This is a genomic window from Stenotrophomonas sp. 107298_Sma (assembly GCF_056480345.1).
In genome coordinates this window covers 4,037,234-4,055,857 of the sequence record NZ_CM151094.1, presented here as the reverse complement: position 1 = coordinate 4,055,857, position 18,624 = coordinate 4,037,234, and the positions used below count along the sequence as shown (strand labels likewise).

At 66.4% G+C, this 18,624-nt stretch carries 16 protein-coding genes; 11 read left to right on the top strand and 5 right to left on the bottom strand.

Annotation, left to right across the window (positions count from 1 at the left end; translation table 11 throughout):
- The first annotated feature begins 152 nt into the window (after positions 1-152).
- Entirely contained in the window at positions 153-2,183 is a 2,031-nt protein-coding gene (locus ACZK2G_RS18800; protein ID WP_478474091.1) for a M3 family metallopeptidase, read from the top strand.
- An 81-nt stretch (positions 2,184-2,264) separates the two neighbouring features.
- On the opposite strand, the gene ACZK2G_RS18795 is transcribed toward ACZK2G_RS18800, so the two are convergent.
- Together ACZK2G_RS18795 and ACZK2G_RS18790 are read right to left on the bottom strand one after the other, a co-directional pair.
- On the bottom strand, positions 2,265-3,068 hold the full coding sequence (locus tag ACZK2G_RS18795; RefSeq protein WP_046984992.1) for an SDR family oxidoreductase: 804 nt from the start codon (positions 3,066-3,068) through the stop codon (positions 2,265-2,267).
- A complete protein-coding gene (locus ACZK2G_RS18790; RefSeq protein ID WP_032129027.1) occupies positions 3,065-3,631 on the bottom strand; it encodes a DUF1415 domain-containing protein in 567 nt (188 codons plus the stop codon). The genes ACZK2G_RS18795 and ACZK2G_RS18790 overlap by 4 nt, the downstream gene beginning before the upstream one ends.
- Before the next feature lie 192 nt (positions 3,632-3,823).
- Between ACZK2G_RS18790 and ACZK2G_RS18785 the strand changes: the two genes are divergently transcribed.
- The 3 genes from ACZK2G_RS18785 (at position 3,824) to ACZK2G_RS18775 (ending at position 7,733) form a co-directional block, all read left to right on the top strand.
- On the top strand, positions 3,824-5,290 hold the full coding sequence (locus tag ACZK2G_RS18785) for a benzaldehyde dehydrogenase (RefSeq protein WP_478474090.1): 1,467 nt from the start codon (positions 3,824-3,826) through the stop codon (positions 5,288-5,290).
- A 17-nt stretch (positions 5,291-5,307) separates the two neighbouring features.
- Complete coding sequence (locus ACZK2G_RS18780) at positions 5,308-6,435, top strand: NAD(P)-dependent alcohol dehydrogenase (protein ID WP_006393723.1); 1,128 nt, start codon at positions 5,308-5,310, stop codon at positions 6,433-6,435.
- 200 nt (positions 6,436-6,635) lie between these two features.
- Complete coding sequence (locus ACZK2G_RS18775) at positions 6,636-7,733, top strand: helix-turn-helix domain-containing protein (RefSeq protein ID WP_478474088.1); 1,098 nt, start codon at positions 6,636-6,638, stop codon at positions 7,731-7,733.
- 35 nt (positions 7,734-7,768) lie between these two features.
- On the opposite strand, the gene ACZK2G_RS18770 is transcribed toward ACZK2G_RS18775, so the two are convergent.
- On the bottom strand, positions 7,769-8,251 hold the full coding sequence (locus ACZK2G_RS18770) for a YajQ family cyclic di-GMP-binding protein (RefSeq protein WP_006471121.1): 483 nt from the start codon (positions 8,249-8,251) through the stop codon (positions 7,769-7,771).
- A gap of 179 nt (positions 8,252-8,430) precedes the next feature.
- On the opposite strand from ACZK2G_RS18770, the gene ACZK2G_RS18765 reads away from it, so the two are divergent.
- The 3 genes from ACZK2G_RS18765 (at position 8,431) to ACZK2G_RS18755 (ending at position 11,230) form a co-directional block, all read left to right on the top strand.
- Positions 8,431-9,327: a DMT family transporter gene (locus ACZK2G_RS18765; RefSeq protein ID WP_012512153.1), complete on the top strand. Its 897-nt coding sequence runs from the start codon at positions 8,431-8,433 to the stop codon at positions 9,325-9,327.
- Between the two features lie 209 nt (positions 9,328-9,536).
- Positions 9,537-10,544: a methionine ABC transporter ATP-binding protein gene (locus ACZK2G_RS18760; protein ID WP_478474086.1), complete on the top strand. Its 1,008-nt coding sequence runs from the start codon at positions 9,537-9,539 to the stop codon at positions 10,542-10,544.
- Positions 10,541-11,230 carry a methionine ABC transporter permease gene (locus ACZK2G_RS18755; protein ID WP_046984997.1) on the top strand — a complete coding sequence of 230 codons (690 nt, stop codon included), beginning with the start codon at positions 10,541-10,543 and terminating at the stop codon, positions 11,228-11,230. The genes ACZK2G_RS18760 and ACZK2G_RS18755 overlap by 4 nt, the downstream gene beginning before the upstream one ends.
- Positions 11,231-11,267: 37 nt before the next feature.
- On the opposite strand, the gene ACZK2G_RS18750 is transcribed toward ACZK2G_RS18755, so the two are convergent.
- Positions 11,268-11,870: a lipocalin family protein gene (locus ACZK2G_RS18750; protein ID WP_046984998.1), complete on the bottom strand. Its 603-nt coding sequence runs from the start codon at positions 11,868-11,870 to the stop codon at positions 11,268-11,270.
- Between the two features lie 127 nt (positions 11,871-11,997).
- Here ACZK2G_RS18750 and ACZK2G_RS18745 point away from each other — a divergent pair, with 127 nt between their 5' ends.
- Both ACZK2G_RS18745 and ACZK2G_RS18740 read left to right on the top strand, forming a co-directional pair.
- Positions 11,998-12,324 (top strand): hypothetical protein, encoded by a 327-nt coding sequence (locus ACZK2G_RS18745; protein ID WP_136639039.1) that lies wholly within the window; start codon positions 11,998-12,000, stop codon positions 12,322-12,324.
- A gap of 69 nt (positions 12,325-12,393) precedes the next feature.
- Complete coding sequence (locus ACZK2G_RS18740; protein ID WP_478474084.1) at positions 12,394-14,490, top strand: prolyl oligopeptidase family serine peptidase; 2,097 nt, start codon at positions 12,394-12,396, stop codon at positions 14,488-14,490.
- Positions 14,491-14,613: 123 nt separating this feature from the next.
- Here the strand turns inward: ACZK2G_RS18740 and ACZK2G_RS18735 are convergent, their stop codons facing one another.
- Positions 14,614-15,798 carry a pyridoxal phosphate-dependent aminotransferase gene (locus ACZK2G_RS18735; RefSeq protein WP_046985001.1) on the bottom strand — a complete coding sequence of 395 codons (1,185 nt, stop codon included), beginning with the start codon at positions 15,796-15,798 and terminating at the stop codon, positions 14,614-14,616.
- 197 nt (positions 15,799-15,995) lie between these two features.
- On the opposite strand from ACZK2G_RS18735, the gene ACZK2G_RS18730 reads away from it, so the two are divergent.
- Both ACZK2G_RS18730 and ACZK2G_RS18725 read left to right on the top strand, forming a co-directional pair.
- Positions 15,996-18,128 (top strand): S9 family peptidase, encoded by a 2,133-nt coding sequence (locus tag ACZK2G_RS18730; protein ID WP_295382046.1) that lies wholly within the window; start codon positions 15,996-15,998, stop codon positions 18,126-18,128.
- A 55-nt stretch (positions 18,129-18,183) separates the two neighbouring features.
- On the top strand, positions 18,184-18,606 hold the full coding sequence (locus ACZK2G_RS18725) for a YbaN family protein (protein ID WP_046985003.1): 423 nt from the start codon (positions 18,184-18,186) through the stop codon (positions 18,604-18,606).
- Positions 18,607-18,624: the final 18 nt, after the last annotated feature.

Genomic DNA, 18,624 nt, shown 5'->3' with positions numbered 1-18,624 from the left:
CCTACCGCTGCGGACTCCCCCGCAGCCAGAGCTTCGAACCGCGACCGTAAGGCCGACGTGAATACCGGGCAGCGCCCCCTTGTCAGCCACGCCCGGCAGCGCCATATCTACCGTGCTGCCCGCCTGTCGGGCCCGTACCCTGGAGATCTGCCGTGACCGTTGCTAACCCCCTGCTCGATTTTTCCGGCCTGCCGCGCTTCGAGGCGATCCGCCCCGAGCACGTGGCGCCGGCGCTGGACGTGCTGCTGGCCGAGGCCGAAGCCGCCGTCAGCGCAGCCGAGCAGGTGCAGCCGGTGCGCTGGGAGACCTTCGTTGCCCCGCTGGACGATGCCACCGAACGCCTGTGGCGCGCTTGGGGCTTGGTCGGCCACCTGCAGGGCGTGGTCAACACCCCGGAACTGCGCGAGGTCTACAACAGCAACCTGCCACGGGTGACCCGTTTCGCCAGTGCGCTGGGCCAGAACCTGGCGTTGTACCGGCAGTACCAGACCCTGGCTGCCAGCGCCGAGGCGGCGCACTTTGACGAGGCCCAGCGCAAGGTGCTGGACAACACGTTGCGCGATTTCCGCTTGGGTGGCGCTGAGCTGGCACCCGAGGCGCAGCAGCGTTTCGCGGCAATCAAGGAGGAGCTGTCGGCACTGTCGGCGAAGTTCTCGCAGAACGTGCTCGACGCCACTGATGCGTGGTCGCTGATCATCGAGGACGAAGCGCGACTGAAGGGCCTGCCGGAAGACGTGAAGGCTGCCGCGCATGCTGCAGCAGAGAAGGACGGCAAGACCGGCTGGAAACTGACCTTGCAGATGCCGTGCTACCTGCCGGTGCAGACCTGGGGTGAGGACCGCGACCTGCGCGAGATCCTTTACCGCGCCAGCGCACAGCGTGCGTCCGAGTTCGGCGACGATGCATTGGACAACAGCGGTAACATCGACCGCATCCTGGCCTTGCGCGCTGAACTGGCCGCGCTGCTCGGTTTCGGCTCGTATGGCGATTATTCGGTGGCGACCAAGATGGCGCAGGACCCGGCCGAGGTGCTCGGTTTCCTGCGTGACCTGGCCACGCGCGCCAAGCCGTTCGCGGCCGAGGACCGCGCCGAACTGGAGCAGTTCGCGCGCGAACAGTTGGGCATTGACACACTGCAGGCCTGGGACCTGGCATTCGCCGCCGACCGCCTCAAGCAGGCGCGCTACAGCTATTCCGAGCAGGAAGTGAAGCAGTACTTCACCGAGCCGAAGGTGCTGGGCGGCCTGTTCTCGGTGATCGAACAGCTTTACGGCCTGCGCGTGCAGGAGGACAGCGCTCCGGTCTGGCACGAGGACGTGCGCTTCTTCCGGCTGGTCGATGCGCAGGGCGCGCTGGTGGGCCAGTTCTACCTGGATCTGTACGCGCGCGAAGGCAAGCGTGGTGGCGCGTGGATGGATGATTGCCGCAACCGTCGCGAGCGTGCCGACGGCAGCGTGCAGACGCCGCTGGTCTACCTGGTGTGCAACTTTGGTCGCGGTGCCAACGGTAAGCTGGCTACCTTCAGCCACAATGAAGTGACCACCCTGTTCCATGAGATGGGCCACGGCCTGCATCAGCTGCTGACACGCATCGGCGAACTGGGCGTGGCCGGCATCAACGGCGTGGAATGGGACGCGGTGGAGCTGCCCAGCCAGTTCATGGAGAACTTCTGCTGGGAATGGGACCACCTGCAGGGCATGACCGGGCATGTGGAAACGGGTGAGCCGCTGCCGCGCGCGCTGTACGAGCGCATGCTGGCCGCACGCAACTTCCATAGCGGCATGGCCACCGTTCGCCAGCTGGAGTTCGGCCTGTTCGACATGCTGCTGCACAGCCAGTTCGAGCCGGCGCAGGACAGCGTGCTGGCACTGCTCGACCGCGTGCGCGCGGAAGTGGCGGTGAACCATCCGCCGGTCTGGAACCGCTTCCCGCATCAGTTCAGCCACATCTTTGCCGGCGGCTACGCAGCCGGTTACTACAGCTACAAGTGGGCCGAGGTGCTGAGCGCCGATGCCTATGCGGCGTTCGAGGAGGCGCCGCAGGCGCTGGCTGAAACCGGCGCGCGCTTCCGCGAAGAGATCCTTTCTCGTGGTGGCAGTCGCCCGGCGGCGGAGAACTTCAAGGCCTTCCGTGGCCGCGCGCCGCAGATCGATGCGCTGCTGCGCCATTCGGGCATGGCGTAACGCCTTGGTAGGCGCCAACCTTGGTTGGCGAAAAGCCCAGGCCAACCAAGGTTGGCCTCTACCGGGCGTCGCGCCTTGGGATCATTCGGCGTAGATCATCTTCCGGGTCATGCCGCCGTCCACGATGAAGTCCTGGCCGGTGGTGAAACCGGACAGCGACGACAGCAGGTACACCGCCAGTGCACCGATGTCTTCGGGGCGGCCGACCCGGCCCACCGGGTGTTGCGCATGGTCGATGGCTGAGTATTCCGGCGCGTGGCGCCGTGAGGGTGCCTGCCACGCAGTGGTGCCGATCCAGCCGGGGCTGATGCTGTTCACCCGCACCGCCGGCCCGCTGCTGATCGCCAGCGCGTGGGTGAAGGCGACCAGTCCACCCTTGGCTGCGGCATAGGCTTCGCTGTGTGATTCGGATTGCCACGCGCGGGTCGAGGCGATGTTGATGATCGCGCCGGCAGCATTCGCCGAGAGTGCCGGCAGCGCATGCTTGCTGCACAGGAATGCACCATGTAGCGAGGACAGACGGCGCTGCCATTCGTTCCAGTCCATGTCCTGCAGCAACGTGCCGTGCGGTCCAGCGATGCCCGCGTTGTTGACCAGCCCATCGATGCGACCGAAATGCTGCAGGGCTACGGCGATGAAAGCGCGCACGCTGGCTTCATCGGTGATGTCCAACGGTTGGAACGCGGCATCGTCGCCGCGCCGCCATTCCGCCAGGCACGCTTCGCCAGCCTCGGCGTCCAGATCGCCGATCAGCACGCGTCCACCGGCACCGAGCACGGCCTGGGCAATACCACGGCCGATGCCGTTGGCGCCGCCGGTGACCAGCACGACCTTGCCCGACAGTGGCGCGGCCGGCCATGCGGCAATCGGCGGCACCGTGCTCACGTCAGGTCTTCGCCGCGCAGGCGGCGGTGCCAGCCGTCCACACCGATGCGGTCCAGGGTCTGGATGTTGCGCTCGACGATCACGTCCGGGTCCGGATAGACATCCACCGCGCGTGCCACGCTGTCTTCGCGCAGCAGGTGCAGGGTGGGGAAGGGCGCGCGATTGGTGTAGTTGCTGGCGTCGTCTGCGGCCACGCCATCGAACTGGTAGTCCGGGTGGAAGCTGGCCACCTGCAGGATGCCCTGCAGGTCCAGCGCTTCGATGGCCGCGTCGGCGTTGTCGAGGAAATCGTTGTAGTCGAGGAAGTCGGTCAACACCTGCGGATGCACGATCAGGGTGGTGTCGATCTGCTCGGCCGGGGTATCGCGCAGCAGCACCAGCTCCTCGGCCAGCTGTTCAACCAGGGCTTCCGGCGTGGTCGCATCGCTGAGCACGATGCGGACCTGGTCCTTCACGTACACCGCCTTGGCGAACGGGCACAGGTTCAGGCCGATGACGATGCGCTCCAGCCACAGGCGGGTGGCGGCGATCGGGTCATCGGTGGGCAGGTGGGAATCGGTCATGGCGGGCACGTGGCTGGCGGGGCCGCCATTGTAGGCAGTGTGCCGGTGCTGCGCTGTCCACTGTGCAGGAACTGGACAGTGGCGAAGCTGGAAATCCCTGAAGATTCAAACCGTTGCGCGCTACCGATGGATGGCCGATTGCCAGCCCGGGGCGACGGGCGTGGAATGGATGCACGACACAGGAGGACACCCATGACTGCATCTTCCCCGTGGCTGCCGGACACCCTCTGGGCCGGCGCCTTCTTTGATGGCCACTGGCAGGCTGCCCCGCAACGGCACCCGGTGATCGAACCGGCTACCGGCCAGTCGCTCGGCGAGATCGGTCTGGCGGACCCGGCGCAGGTGGCGCGTTCGGCGGCCACCGCCGCGCAGGCACAACAGGCGTGGGCCGCCGCACCGTACGAACAGCGCGCCGAGGTGTTGCGCAAGGCTGCGCGGCTGGCCGAGGAGAACATCGATACCCTCATCGACTGGCTGGTCCGCGAAAGCGGCTCGACCCGCCTCAAGGCTGGCTTCGAGGCCAAGGTGACGATCAAGGCGCTGCAGGAGGCCGCCGCACTGCCGTCGCGCAGCGTGGGCGAGATCCTGCCCTCTGAACCGGGGCGGCTGAACCTGGCACGGCGCCGGCCGCTGGGCGTGGTGGGGATCATTTCGCCGTTCAATTTCCCGCTGTACCTGGCGATGCGCGCGGTGGCCCCGGCGATTGCACTCGGCAATGCAGTGGTACTCAAGCCCGATCCGCGCACGGCGGTGTGTGGTGGCGCGGTGATCGCGCGTTTGTTCGAGCAGGCCGACCTCCCGGCGGGCGTGCTGCACATGCTGCCGGGTGACGGTGCGGCCGGTGCTGCACTGACCAGCGATCCGAACGTGGCGATGATCCAGTTCACAGGCTCCACGGCGGCCGGGCGCAAGGTGGGCGAGGCCGCGGGCAAGCACCTGAAAAAGGTCTCGCTGGAGCTGGGGGGCAAGAATTCGCTGATCATTCTCGACGATGCCGACCTCGATCTGGCGGTGGCCAACACTGCGTGGGGTGTCTACCTGCACCAGGGCCAGATCTGCATGGCGACCGGCCGCGTGCTGGTGCACCGGAAGATCCACGCCGCGTTCCTGCAGAAGCTGGTGGCGAAGGCCAACGCGCTGAAGGTGGGCGATCCTGCACGCGAGGACGTAGCGATAGGCCCGCTGATCAACGCCGGCCAGCGCGACCACGCCGTGCGCGTGGTCGAGCAGGCGGTACAGGCCGGCGCCACGCTGGAAGCGGGCGGTACGCACCGGGACCTGTTCTTCGCACCGACCGTGCTTGGCAACGTCGCGGCCGACAATCCGGCATTCAACGAAGAAATCTTCGCGCCGGTGGCGGTGGTGGTGCCGTTCGACGATGACGACGAAGCCGTGCGTTTGGCCAACGACAGCGAGTACGGACTGTCGATGGCGATCATTTCCAGCAATGTCGGCCGCGCGCTGAAGATCGGCGAACGCCTGCGCACCGGCCTGCTGCACATCAACGATCAGACCGTGAACGACGAGGTGATCAATCCTTTCGGTGGCGTCGGCGCATCCGGCAACGGCACCAGTATCGGTGGCCCGGCCAACGGCGAAGAATTCACCCAGTGGCAGTGGCTGACCGTCAAGGGCGAAGCGCCCGCCTATCCGATCTGATCCAGGAGGATCCACGTATGAACATTGACACTGCAACCCGTGAGATCACCGCCGCCGTGGTACGCGGCAAGGAACAACCTTTCGTCATCGAGCAGGCCACGCTGCGCGGCCCACAGGACGACGAAGTGCTGGTGAAGGTGGTGGCCACGGGCCTGTGCCATACCGACCTGATCGTGCGCGACCAGTACTATCCGGTGCCGTTGCCGGCGGTGCTTGGCCATGAAGGCGCCGGCATCGTTGAAGCGGTCGGGCCCAACGTCAAGGAACTGAAGGCCGGCGATCATGTGGTGCTGACCTACGGTGCCTGTGGCCACTGCAATCCCTGCCGTGGCGGCCACGGCGCGTATTGCCGCGATTTCTTTGCGCTCAACTTCGGTGGCGACGATGGTCACGGCCATACCGCGATCACCGATGCGCAGGGCCAGTCGTTGCACGACCACTTCTTCGCACAGTCCTCGTTCGCCACCTACGCACTCGCACGCGAGATCAATGCAATCAAGGTGCCGGACGATGCACCGCTGGAACTGCTCGGCCCGTTGGGCTGTGGCATCCAGACCGGCGCGGGCGCGGTGCTCAACTCGCTGCAGGTGCGGTCCGGCAGCAGCTTCGCCAGTTACGGTGCCGGTGCAGTCGGCCTGAGCGCGGTGATGGCGGCCAAGGTGGCTGGCGCCACCACCATCATCGCCATCGATGTGGTGCCGTCGCGCCTGGAATTGGCGCTGGAGCTGGGGGCCACCCACGTGATCAACAGCCGCGAGACCGATGTGGTCGAGGCCGTGCGTGCGATCACCGGCGGCGGCGCTGATTTTGCGCTGGAATCGACCGGTCGCCCGGAAGTGCTCTCCGCCGGCATCGAAGCGCTCGGCGGGCTTGGCATGATGGGCGTGGTCGGTGCGCCGAAGCTGGGCACCACCGCCAGTTTCGATGTGAACAACCTGCTGCTCGGCGGTCGCAGCATCCGCGGCATCGTCGAGGGTGACAGCGTGCCGCAGGTGTTCATTCCGCAGCTGGTGACGCTGTTCCAGCAGGGCCGTTTCCCGTTCGACAAGCTGGTGAAGTTCTATCCGCTGGAACAGATCAACCAGGCCGCCGAAGACAGCACCCGTGGCATCACGTTGAAGCCGATCCTGCGCATCGCGGCGTAAGTGCAGGGGGGCACGGCTGGGTGCGGCCCCCCGCCTTGGACAGGTCTCCGCGATCTGTTGGACATGCGATGGGGTCGGAGCCGATTTCCTCCGGAAAGCGGCTCCGACCCCTTGATTGATTGGGTAAGGAATCCCTGGCGGAAACGTTCCGTTGCCGTGGCGTAACACGGGCATGGCGAACGCGGGTGTACTCTGCCTCCATGATGGCTTCCGCACTGGGACAACAACAGTTGGTGGCCGCCCGGGCGGCCTTCGCCGAGGGGGATGCGCGGTCATTGGGCCTCCTGCCCTTGCCGCTGCAGCAGTCGTGGCAGCGCTCACGTGCGGCCGGTCTGCAGCCGGGGCAGGAGCCGGACTACCGGCCGCTGCTGGGCGATGGCCGCCATCTGTCCCATCCCGATGACAGACGCCTGGCGCGCTGCGTGCAGCCGGAGCTGCAACAACTCTGGGCGGCCTTCGGTGGGCGTGGCTGGACGATGTTCTGCGCCAACCGCGACGGCATGGTGGTCGCGCAGCAGGCGCATGGCCTGGAAGACGCGCCCCTGTTAAGGCCGATCCAGGTTGGCCGACGGCTGGGCGAGAGCGAAATCGGCACCACGGCACCGGCGGTCAGCCTGGCCGACGACCTGCCGGCGCTGGTGCGTGGCAACGAGCACTACCTGCAGCGTTTCGCCCCGGTGTTCTGCCTCAGCGAGCCGCTGCACGATCTCGACGGCAAGGTCTTCGGGGTGATCGACATCACCGGCCTGGGTGAGCGCGATCCGTCCTTGCTGCAGGGCTATTTCCGGCAGGCGGCACTGGCCAGCGAGAACCGCCTGTTCCATGCCCTCACCGACGTGCACCTGCTGGCCGTGCAGCATGATCCACGCTGGCTGGCGTCGCCGCTGCAGGGGCTGCTGGCGGTGCAGGAGGACGGCCAGCTGCGCGCGGCCAACCGCGTTGCAAGGCGCCTGTTGGGTCTGCCACGGCGCGGGCCGCTGCCGTTGCTGAGTCTGGAGACGCTGTTTGCCGGTGCCAGTGCGGCGCAACGGCGTAGCCTGCTGCAACCGGGTGCGCCGCATCGGGTCCGTCTGGGCGAGGGCAGTGCGGTCTACCTGCAGCATCTGCAGGCACCGCGAGGTGCATTGCGGCGCGGCGCGCGGCGGAGTGCGCCGACAAACCCGGGTGCGCCGCAGCTGCGTGACCAGCAACGAGAGGCGGCACGGCGTGCGGCACAGGCCGCAGACGGCAATCTCAGTCTGGCCGCACGCCAGCTGGGTATCTCGCGCACCACGCTGTACAAGCTGCTGCGCGATTGACCGGAAGGTCGCCGGGCATGGCCCGGCGGCATCCATCAGTCGCGGAAGTTGTTGAACTGCAGCGGCAGCTCGAACTTGCCGGCCTTCAGCACGGCGATGGCGTCCTGCAGGTCGTCGCGCTTCTTGCCCTGCACGCGCAGCTTGTCGCCGTTGATCTGGCTCTCCACCTTCAGCTTGGCATCCTTCAGTGCCGCGGCGATCTTCTTGGCGATCTTCTGCTCGATGCCCTGCTTGACGGTGATCTTCTGCCGGGCCTGCGCCAGGTTGGTTTCGATATCGCCGAATTCCAGGCTGAGCACGTCGATGCCGCGCGCGGCCAGGCGTGCACGCAGGATGTCGTTCATCTGCTTGAGCTGGAACTCGGTCGGCGCAGTCTGGTTGATGACATCGCCATCGCGTTCGAACTTGGCATCCACGCCCTTGAAATCGAAGCGGGTGGCGAGCTCGCGGTTGGCCTGGTCGATGGCGTTGGTCAGCTCGTGGGTGTCGACTTCGGACACGACGTCGAAGGAAGGCATGGGCGGTACTCCGCAGAATTCAGTGGCGGCCATTCTATCGCGCCGGCCTGCATGCCCGCTTTCTGTAGCCATACTCGGCTGCTTTGTGAAGAGCAGCCGAGCATGGCTGGACTCTACAAGACGGCCAGCCAGGCTTGGCTCGGCGCTACATAAGAGCAACAGGCGGGCGATAATGGGCCATGAACCTGCAACGCTCTCCCTCGCGCGCGGTGACCTGGATGGTTGCGGCGGTCGCCTGTTTCTCGCTGATGGACGCTGGCATGAAACAGCTGTCGGCCAGCTATCCCACCCTGGAAGTGACCTTCCTGCGTGGCGCGGCCTCGCTGCCGTTCGTGCTGGTCTGGGTACTGGTCAGCGCCGGCCCGCGCTCGCTGATCCCGCGTCGCTGGGGGTTGCACCTGCTGCGTGGCGCGCTGGGCATGGCGATGATCGGCTGCTTCGTGTTCGCCCTGCGCGATCTGCCGCTGTCCACCGCCTACACCATCTATTTTGTCGCCCCGCTGCTGATCGCTGCGTTGTCGGTGCCGCTGCTGGGTGAACGGGTGGGCCCTCGGCGCTGGGTGGCCATCGGCATCGGCCTGATCGGCGTGCTGGTGGTACTGCGGCCGGGCGTGGACGGCTTCATCTCGGTGCCAGGGTTGATGGTGCTGGCGGCGGCCACCGCCTATGCCATCGCCGCGATCACGGTCAGCCTGCTGACCCGCACCGATACCTCGCAGTCGATGGTGGTCTGGTTCCTGGTGATCATGGCCATCGGCGCCGGCCTGCTGGCGATTCCGGGCTGGGTGCCGCTGCAGCTGGCGCATGCGCCGCTGATCGCCGGTATGGGGCTGGCCGGAGCGCTGGGCCAGATTGCCCTGACCAAGGCGTTCCAGCTGGGCGAGGCCTCGATGATCGCGCCGCTGGAGTACAGCGGCCTGGTCTGGGTGATCGGCTGGGATCTGGCCTTCTGGGGCCAGCTGCCGGATGGCTATACCTGGGTGGGAGCGGCGATCATTGTCGCCTCCGGCCTGTACCTGCTGCACCGCGAGCGGGTGAACCGGCAGGAGCCGCCGAAGCCGCTGGATCATCCCTGAGTCGGTTGGGCCGGGGAATGGGGTTAGAGCCCCTGCGGGGATCCGGCCCCGGGGTCGGATCCCGCAGGGGCTCTGACCCCAGCCAACGCTCCGGTTTGGGTGACTTAGAACCAAAAGGAATAACATTCTGGCCCATGGCGCGGGCGCGCAAGCCCCCACGCTGGTAGGCTGCACGCCCCCTTCCCCCACCCAGCCGGTGAGTCACGCCCGTGATCGAGTTCCAGCGCCTGCACAAATCCTATGCCGTTGCCGGCCGCGAAGTCAGCGCGCTGCAACCGCTGGACCTGACCATCGAGGCCGGTGAGGTGTTCGGCATCATCGGCCATTCCGGCGCCGGCAAGTCGACCCTGATCCGCATGATCAACCGCCTGGAAGAGCCCAGCGGTGGACGGCTGTTGATCGGCGGCGAGGATGTCACCGCGCTGGACCCGAACGGCCTGCGCGCGCTGCGTCGGCGCATCGGCATGATCTTCCAGCACTTCAACCTGCTGTCTTCGCGCACGGTGGCGGGCAACGTCGCCTTCCCGCTGGAGCTGGCCGGTACGCCGAAGACGGAGATCGACGCGCGCGTGGCCGAGCTGCTGCAGACCGTCGGCCTGGAAGCGCATGCGCAGAAATACCCGGCCCAGTTGTCCGGTGGCCAGAAGCAGCGCGTCGGCATCGCCCGTGCGCTGGCGACCCGCCCGCAGATCCTGCTGTGCGACGAGGCGACCAGTGCGCTCGACCCGCAGACCACCGCCTCGGTGTTGTCACTGCTGTCGAAGATCAACCGCGAGCTGGGCCTCACCATCGTGCTGATCACCCACGAGATGGACGTGATCCGCCGCGTCTGCGACCGCGTCGCTGTGCTTGATGCCGGCCAGATGGTCGAGACCGGCCCGGTCACTCGGGTGTTCCTGCACCCGAAGCATCCGACCACGCGCCGTTTCGTCAGCGAATCGGAGCACGTGGATGAAGGCGCGCTGCACCGCGATTTCGACGTCGTCGTCGGTCGCATCGTGCGCCTGACCTTCCTCGGCGGCGACACCTATGAACCCCTGCTCGGCAGCGTCGCCCGCCAGACTGGGGTCGATTACAACATCTTGTCCGGCCGCATCGATCGGATCAAGGACACCCCGTATGGCCAGCTGGTGGTCGCCCTGGTGGGCGGTGACCAGTCCGCCGCGCAGGCCGCATTCGTGGCCGCCGGCGTGCACGTTGAGGAACTGCGTCGATGATCGCCGCCACTGCTGAAGGTTTCTTCCGCCACCTGGATGCGGACAAATGGGTGGATATCGGCAAGGCGACCATCGAGACGCTGCTGATGATGGCCGGTTCGCTGCCACTGACTCTGGCCATTGGTTTGCCGATGGGCGTGTTGTTGTACGTGTTCGGGGCGCCGCAGCTGAAGCGCCGGCCCTTCGCCTACGGCGTGCTGGCGTTGGTGGTGAACCTGCTGCGCTCGGTACCGTTCATCATCCTGATGGTGGTGCTGATCCCGGTGTCGCTGTGGCTGATGGGCCAGTCGATCGGTGTGCTCGGCACGCTGCCCGCACTGGTCATCGGTGCGGCACCGTTCTACGCGCGGCTGGTCGAGACTGCTCTGCGTGAAGTAGACCGCGGTGTGGTCGAGGCGGCACAGGCGATGGGCGCCACCACCTGGCAACTGGTCAGCCGGGTACTGTTGCCCGAAGCTCGCCCGGGCCTGATTGCAGCCGCGACCGTGACCACGGTGGCGCTGGTCGGGTTCACGGCAATGGGCGGTGCGATTGGTTCCGGTGGCCTGGGCGACCTGGCACTTCGCGAAGGCTACCAGCGCAACCGTACCGACGTGGCCCTGGTCACCGTGGTGGTATTGCTGGTGCTGGTGCAGCTGCTGCAGATGCTCGGCGACCGCCTGGTCACGCATTACAGCCGCAAATAATCGGTTCGTCCGCCGGGCCATGCCCGGCGGCGCCACCTCAACGCACGTTCGGCACTTCGTAGCCCAGCTTGCCGACCTGCTCGGGGTGCTGCGGCACCCGCTTGAGCTTGTCGGTGTTGACGCCGTACTCGTCACGCAGGCGCTCGGCCAGCTCCTTGTACAGGGCTTTGTCCATGTCCGGAGTGCGCGAGAAGATCCAGGCCATCTCGCGACCCGGGTAGCCGATCAGCGCCCATGAGTAGTCCGGGGCCACTTCCAGCACGCGCGAATGCGTAGGCACCACGCGATAGAACCAGGTGCGCCAGCCATGGTTGCCGCTGTCCGGGTCGACGCTGGCGCGGGCGCGGACTTCCTGCAGGGGTTCGCCGAAGCCATCGCGGTAGCGGTAGGTGATGCCGACCTTGTGTTCGTCGCGCAGTTCGTACTGGTTGACGCTGGCGACATGGCCGCGTTCGATGAAGTTCGGTACGCGGCCGATCACGTACCAGGTGCCCATGAAGCGCTTCAGGTCGATCGGTTCGTCCAGGGCGGGAGCGCGCGTTGCGCTGGCACGGGGCGACGGCGGCTCACTGGCGGCCATGGCGGGGCCCGCCAGGGACAGGGCCAGCAGCACGGCGCAGAGCGGGCGGATCGAGGTCATGCGGGAGCGTGCTCCAGTGGGCTTGCACGCGCATGGTCGACTGTGTGCACGCGATCCGTCAATGGTGTCGCAACCTGTGAGAAGGGGCTTGCCCAAGCTGTGTTGCATTGTCTACCGGAGAAGCCCCATGAACGCACGTTCCGCCCTTCGCCCTGCAACTGAACGCGTCATCCTCGAGCGTGCCGACCCGCGCCTGCTGCGCAGCGTGCAGCAGTTGGCCCTGGCCGGCCTGGCGCTGGTACTGGTCTGGCCGGCCGCGCGCGGCAGCAGCACCTGGCTGGGCTGGCTGCCGATGTGGCTGGTGGGCATGCCGCTGGTGGCCTGGTGGGCACTGCTGCGCTTCCCGTTGCCACGCCTGTCGTGGTTGCGGCTGGCACGTCGTACCGGTGGACAGGCGCGACGTCGCAGCGGCGGGACGCCTCGAGGCCGGCGCGGCTCGACGGCCACGGCCTGACCTTCGACACGGGGGCGGCCGCGACGTTCCGTGCTAGCGTTCCTGGGCTTATGACTGCCTGGAGCTGCAATGTCACGACTCGCTTCCGCCTGCCTGTTGGCCGGCATGATGACCGCTGCCTCGGTGGGGACCGCCGTGGCCGCTGAAGAAACCGATCGCTACGCCTGGCTGGAGGACGTCACCGGCGACAAGCCGCTGTCCTGGGTCAAGGAACAGAACGCCAAGTCCGAAGGGCGCCTGGCGCAGACCCCGGCCTTCAAGCAGATGGAGACCAGCATCCGTGAGGTGCTCGACTCCGATGCCAAGATCCCCGGCGTGCAGAAGATCGGCGACTACTACTACAACTTCTGGAAGGACAAGCAGCACGAGCGCGGCCTGTGGCGGCGCACCACGCTGGCCGAATACCGCAAGGCCTCGCCGCAGTGGGAAACCGTGCTCGACCTGGACGCGTTGAACAAGGCCGAGGGCGAGAACTGGGTCTGGCACGGTGCCGACTGCCTGCGCCCGGACTACAGCCGCTGCCTGATCGCGCTGTCGCGCGGCGGCGCCGATGCCGATGTCACCCGTGAGTTCGACCTGTCCAACAAGTCCTGGATCAAGGACGGCTTCTTCCGTCCGGAATCGAAGGGCGGCCTGAACTGGATCGACCGCGACACCGTATTCGTCTACACCGACTTCGGTGCCGGCTCGATGACCACCTCCGGCTACCCACGCGTGGCCAAGCTGTGGAAGCGTGGTACGCCGATGGCCTCGGCCAGCGTGGTGTACGAAGGCAAGCCGGAAGACATGTACATCGCGGCGATGCACGATGACACTCCGGGCTTCGAGCGCAACCTGGTCAGCCGCACCCTGGCCTTCTACAACAACGAGCTGTACCTGCGTGCCGACAATGGCACGCTGACCAAGATCGACGCGCCGAACTCGGCGGAGAAGGGCCTGCACAAGCAGTGGCTGACCCTGGAGCTGCGTGACGCCTGGACCGTAGGTGGCAAAACCTACGCCTCCGGCTCGCTGCTGGCGACCAAGTTCGACGATTTCCTGGCCGGCAAGCGTGATTTCGAAGTCCTGTTCACCCCGACCGCGACCACCTCGCTGGCCGGTGCGACCTGGACCAAGAGCCACCTGGTGCTGAACGTGCTCGACGACGTCAAGAACCGCCTGTCGGTGCTGACCCCGGGTGCCAGCGGCTGGCAGAAGAGTGAGTTCGTCGGTGCGCCGGCCTTCGGCACCCTGGCCGTGGGCGCGGTGGACAGCAACGACAGCGACGCCGTCTGGCTGACCGCCACGGACTACCTGACCCCGACCACGCTGGCACTGGCCGAGATCGGGAAGGCGCCGGAAGTGCTCAAGACCATGCCGGCCTTCTTCGATGCCAAGGACAAGGTGATCGAACAGCACTTCGCCACCAGCAAGGACGGCACCCGCGTGCCGTACTTCGTGGTGCACGACAAGGCGATGAAGCTGGACGGTTCCAACCCGACCCTGCTGTACGGCTACGGTGGCTTCGAGATCTCGCTGACCCCGAGCTACTCCGGTGGCATGGGTCGCGCCTGGCTGGAAAAGGGCGGCGTGTACGTGGTCGCCAACATCCGTGGCGGTGGTGAGTACGGCCCGCGCTGGCACCAGGCGGCGCTGAAGCAGAACCGTCACAAGGCTTATGAAGACATGGCCGCCGTGGCGCAGGACCTGGTCACCCGCAAGATCACCTCGGCCAAGCACCTGGGCGTGCAGGGCGGCAGCAACGGTGGCCTGCTCACCGGCAACATGCTCACCCAGTACCCGGAGCTGTTCGGTGCGGTGGTGGTGCAGGTACCGCTGCTGGACATGAAGCGCTACAGCCACCTGCTGGCCGGTGCCTCGTGGATGGCCGAGTACGGCAACCCGGACACCAGCGACTGGGAGTTCATCAAGACCTTCTCGCCGTACCATCTGTTCGATGCGAAGAAGACCTACCCGCCGGTGCTGTTCACCACCTCCACCCGCGATGATCGCGTGCATCCGGGCCACGCCCGCAAGATGGCGGCGAAGATGATCGACGCCGGCAAGGACGTGACCTACTACGAGAACATCGAAGGTGGCCACGGCGGTGCGGCCAACAATGCGCAGGCCGCGCACATGGCTGCACTGGCCTACAGCTTCCTGTGGGAGCGGTTGGGCGGCAAGTAAGCAGAACGGAATAAGCAGAACGGAAAACGCCGCCCCAGGGCGGCGTTTTTCGTTATCGGGTGGCGCCGGGCCATGCCCGGCGAGCGCGGAGCGCGGCAATATGCCGCCGGGCATGGCCCGGCGCTACCGGAATCGCTTCAACCCGCGTGCGATCCGCGCCACCGCTTCCTGCAACCGCGGCACTTCCTGGGTGTAGGCCAGCCGCACGTGCTGGTTGGCGCGGTGGAAGCCGAAATCCAGGCCCGGGGTGAACGCCACGTGTTCGGTTTCCAGGAAGTGCGCACAGAACGCCTGCGCGTCGTCGGTAAACGCGCTGACGTCGGCGTACAGGTAGAACGCACCCTGCGGTTCCACTTCGATGCGGAAACCAAGCTCGCGCAGGGCGGGCAACAGATAATCGCGACGCTCGCGGAATGCTTCGCGGCGCTGCTCGAAGATCGCCATCGATTCCGCGCTGAAGCAGGCCAGCGCAGCGTGCTGGGCGATGCTGGAGGCGCTGATGTACAGGTTCTGTGCCAGCTTCTCCAGGTCCGGCACCGCCGCCGGCGGCGCCACCAGCCAACCCAGCCGCCAGCCGGTCATGCCGAAATATTTGGAGAAGCTGTTCAGCACGAACGCGCTGTCATCCACCTGCAGCACGCTGGCTGCGTCCAGGCCGTAGGTCAGGCCGTGATAGATCTCGTCCACCACCAGGTGGCCGCCACGCGCCTGCAGGGCCTTCGATAGTGCGGCCAGTTCGTCGGCGGAGAGCACGGTGCCGGTCGGGTTGGCGGGTGAGGCCACCAGCGCGCCGACACTGTCGGCATTCCAGTGCTGTTCCACCAGCGAGGGAGTGAGCTGGTATGCGGTGTCCGGGCCGACCGGCACCAGCTGCGCGCCGCCTTCCACAAGGCGCAGGAAGTGGCGGTTGCAGGGGTAGCCGGGGTCGGCCAGCAGCCAGTGGCGGCCGGGATCGACCAGCAGGCTGCTGGCCAGCAGCAGCGCCCCGGAACCGCCGGGCGTGACCAGGATGCGTTCGGGATCGATGTCCAGCCCATAGTGGCTGCGATAGAAGCCACTGATCGCCTGGCGCAGGGCCGGCAGGCCGCGCGCGGCGGTATATCGGGTGTGGCCGGCGGCCAGCGCAGCCTGGCCGGCGCGTACGACCGGTTCGGCGGTGGTGAAGTCCGGTTCGCCGATCTCCAGGTGGATCACATCATGGCCGGCCTGTTCCAGCGCCTGTGCGCGGGCCAGCAGGGACATCACGTGGAACGGGGCGATCTCATGGCTGCGCCGGCTGTAGCCCGGCGTGTGGGGCAGGGTGCTCATGCAGCCATGGTACGCCGCGTGCCGGGGTCGGATCCCTTTTGCGTGCAAAAGGGCTCTGACCCGGAGGAGGGGCGCGCGCGATCCATGACGATCCGCAGGGTTGCCGCATGGCCGGGATTGGGGTCAGATCCCTTTTCGGGAAAAGGGATCTGACCCCGTCGAAGACCATTGCATTGATGCACCAGGAGCCTTATCTCATGAAATCCACCCTCTGCCTGTTGCTTGCCAGCCTGATGACCACCACCGCTACCGCCGCCACTCCGCCCGTTCCGCCGGATGCCGCCAAGCATCCGCACGTGGTCAAGGCGCCGTTCGGCGCGACCCGCAACGATGACTATTACTGGCTGCGCGACGACAAACGCGAGAACAAGGACATGCTGGCCTACCTGCAGGCCGAGAATGCCTATGCCGACCAGCTGCTGGCACCGCTGAAGCCACTGGAAGACACCCTGTACAAGGAGATCGTCGGCCGCATCAAGCAGGACGATTCCAGTGTGCCGGCGCGTGAGCGCGGCTACTGGTACTACAGCCGCTACGAGACCGGCCAGGACTACCCCATCCATGCGCGCCGCAAGGGTGCGATGGAAGCGCCCGAGGAGATCCTGCTCGACGTCAATGCACTGGCCGCCGGCAAGGGTTACTTCAGTGTCGGCTCGATGGAGGTCAGCCAGGACAACCAGCTGTTGGCCTGGGCAGATGATGACGTCGGCCGCCGCCAGTACACCATCCGCTTCAAGGACCTGCGCACCGGCCAGGTGCTGCCCGATGTGATCAGCGGCAGCTCCGGTGATCTGGTCTGGGCCGACGACAACCGCACCGTGCTGTACGTCGAGAACGATCCGGAAACGCTGTTGACCGTGCGCGTGAAGAAGCACGTGCTGGGCACACCGGCCAGTGCCGACACCGTCGTCTACGAAGAGAAGGACGACAGTTTCTACATGGGCATCGGCCGCACCCGCGACGACCGCTTCATCACCATCGGCGTGCACAGCACCGTGTCCTCGGAGGAGCGCTACGCGCCGGCCAGTGATCCGACCACCTTCATCGTGCTTGCGCCGCGCCAGCGCGATGTCGAGTATGACGCTGACCACTACGATGGCCGCTGGGTGATCCGCACCAACGACGGTGCGAAGAACTTCAAGCTGGTCACCGCGCCTACCGATGCCACCTCGCGCTCGCAGTGGCAGGACTGGATCGCGCACGACGCTGCGGTGTTCATCGAAGGCTTCGAGCTGTTCGACAGCTATACCGCCATCGCCGAACGTTCCGAGGGCCTGGAGCGCATCCGCCTGCTGTTCAAGGATGGCCGCAGCGATTACGTGAAGGCTGATGAGCCGGCGTATTCGATGGGCCTGGGCGACAACACCGAGGCCGATACGCCGTGGTTGCGTTACGTCTACACCTCGATGACCACCCCTACCACGGTGTTCGAGCTGAACACTGCCACGGGCGAGCGCCGTCAGCTGAAGCGGCAGCCGGTGATCGGCTATGACGTATCGAAGTACGAAACCGACCGCGTGTGGATCACCGCCCGCGACGGGGTCAAGGTGCCGGTGTCGCTGGTCTACCGCAAGGGCTACCAGAAGGATGGCAAGGGCGCGCTGTTCCAGTACGCCTACGGCAGCTACGGCATGTCGATGGACCCGTACTTCAACCAGACCGCGGTGAGCCTGCTCGATCGCGGCGTGGTGTATGCCATTGCGCATATCCGCGGCGGCCAGGAAATGGGCCGTGACTGGTACGAGAACGGCAAGCTGCTGCACAAGCAGAACACCTTCAACGATTTCATCGACGTCACCCGTGGCCTGGTGGCACAGGGATGGGCGGCGAAAGATCGCGTGGCCGCCTCCGGTGGCAGCGCCGGCGGCCTGCTGATGGGCGCGGTGGCCAACCAGGCGCCGCAGGACTATCGGGTGATGGTGGCGCAGGTGCCGTTCGTCGACGTGGTCACCACCATGCTCGACCCGACCATTCCGCTGACCACCAACGAATACGACGAGTGGGGCAACCCGGAGCAGAAGCCGTACTACGACTACATGCTGTCCTACTCGCCCTATGACAACGTGAAGAAGCAGGCCTACCCGGCGCTGTTCGTGGGCACCGGCCTGTGGGATTCGCAGGTGCAGTACTGGGAGCCGGCCAAGTGGGTGGCCAAGCTGCGTGACGACAACACCGGTCATCTTCCGATCCTGTTCCGCACCAACATGGAAGCTGGTCACGGGGGCAAGTCGGGGCGCTTCCAGCGCTACCGTGAGCTGTCCGAGTCATACGCCTTCGTGCTGCAGCAGCTGGGTATCCAGGACCCGGCCGGCGCCGCTGCGGCGGAATGAGGCACGGTGGCGGCGGTGATATCGCCGCCGCCACCGCTCTGGGTATCCTTGTGCGATGAGCCAGCCCGACCCACCCGTTGCCAAAGCATCGTCCGCGCCGGTCCGGCCGGTACGTTTCCGCTGGGCCTGGTGGCTGCTGGCGTACGTCAGCCTCGGCACCGGCATCGTCGGCATCTTCGTGCCGGGCCTGCCGACCACCGTATTCATCCTGATCTCGGCCTGGGCCGCTTCGCGCGGTTCCGAGCGCCTGCACAACTGGTTGCTGCAACACCCGCGTTTCGGCCCGGCCATCGCCAACTGGCAGGCGCATGGCGCGGTCAGCCGTTATGGCAAGTGGATGGCCACGGTCACCATGGCGGTGTGCGCCGGCATCATGCTGTGGTGCGTGCCGATCGCCTGGGTGAAGTGGTTCTCGATCGGAAGCATGACCGTGGTGGCGATCTGGTTGTGGACCCGGCCGTTGCCGCCACCCGAGTAACGTCCCCCGCCGGGCATG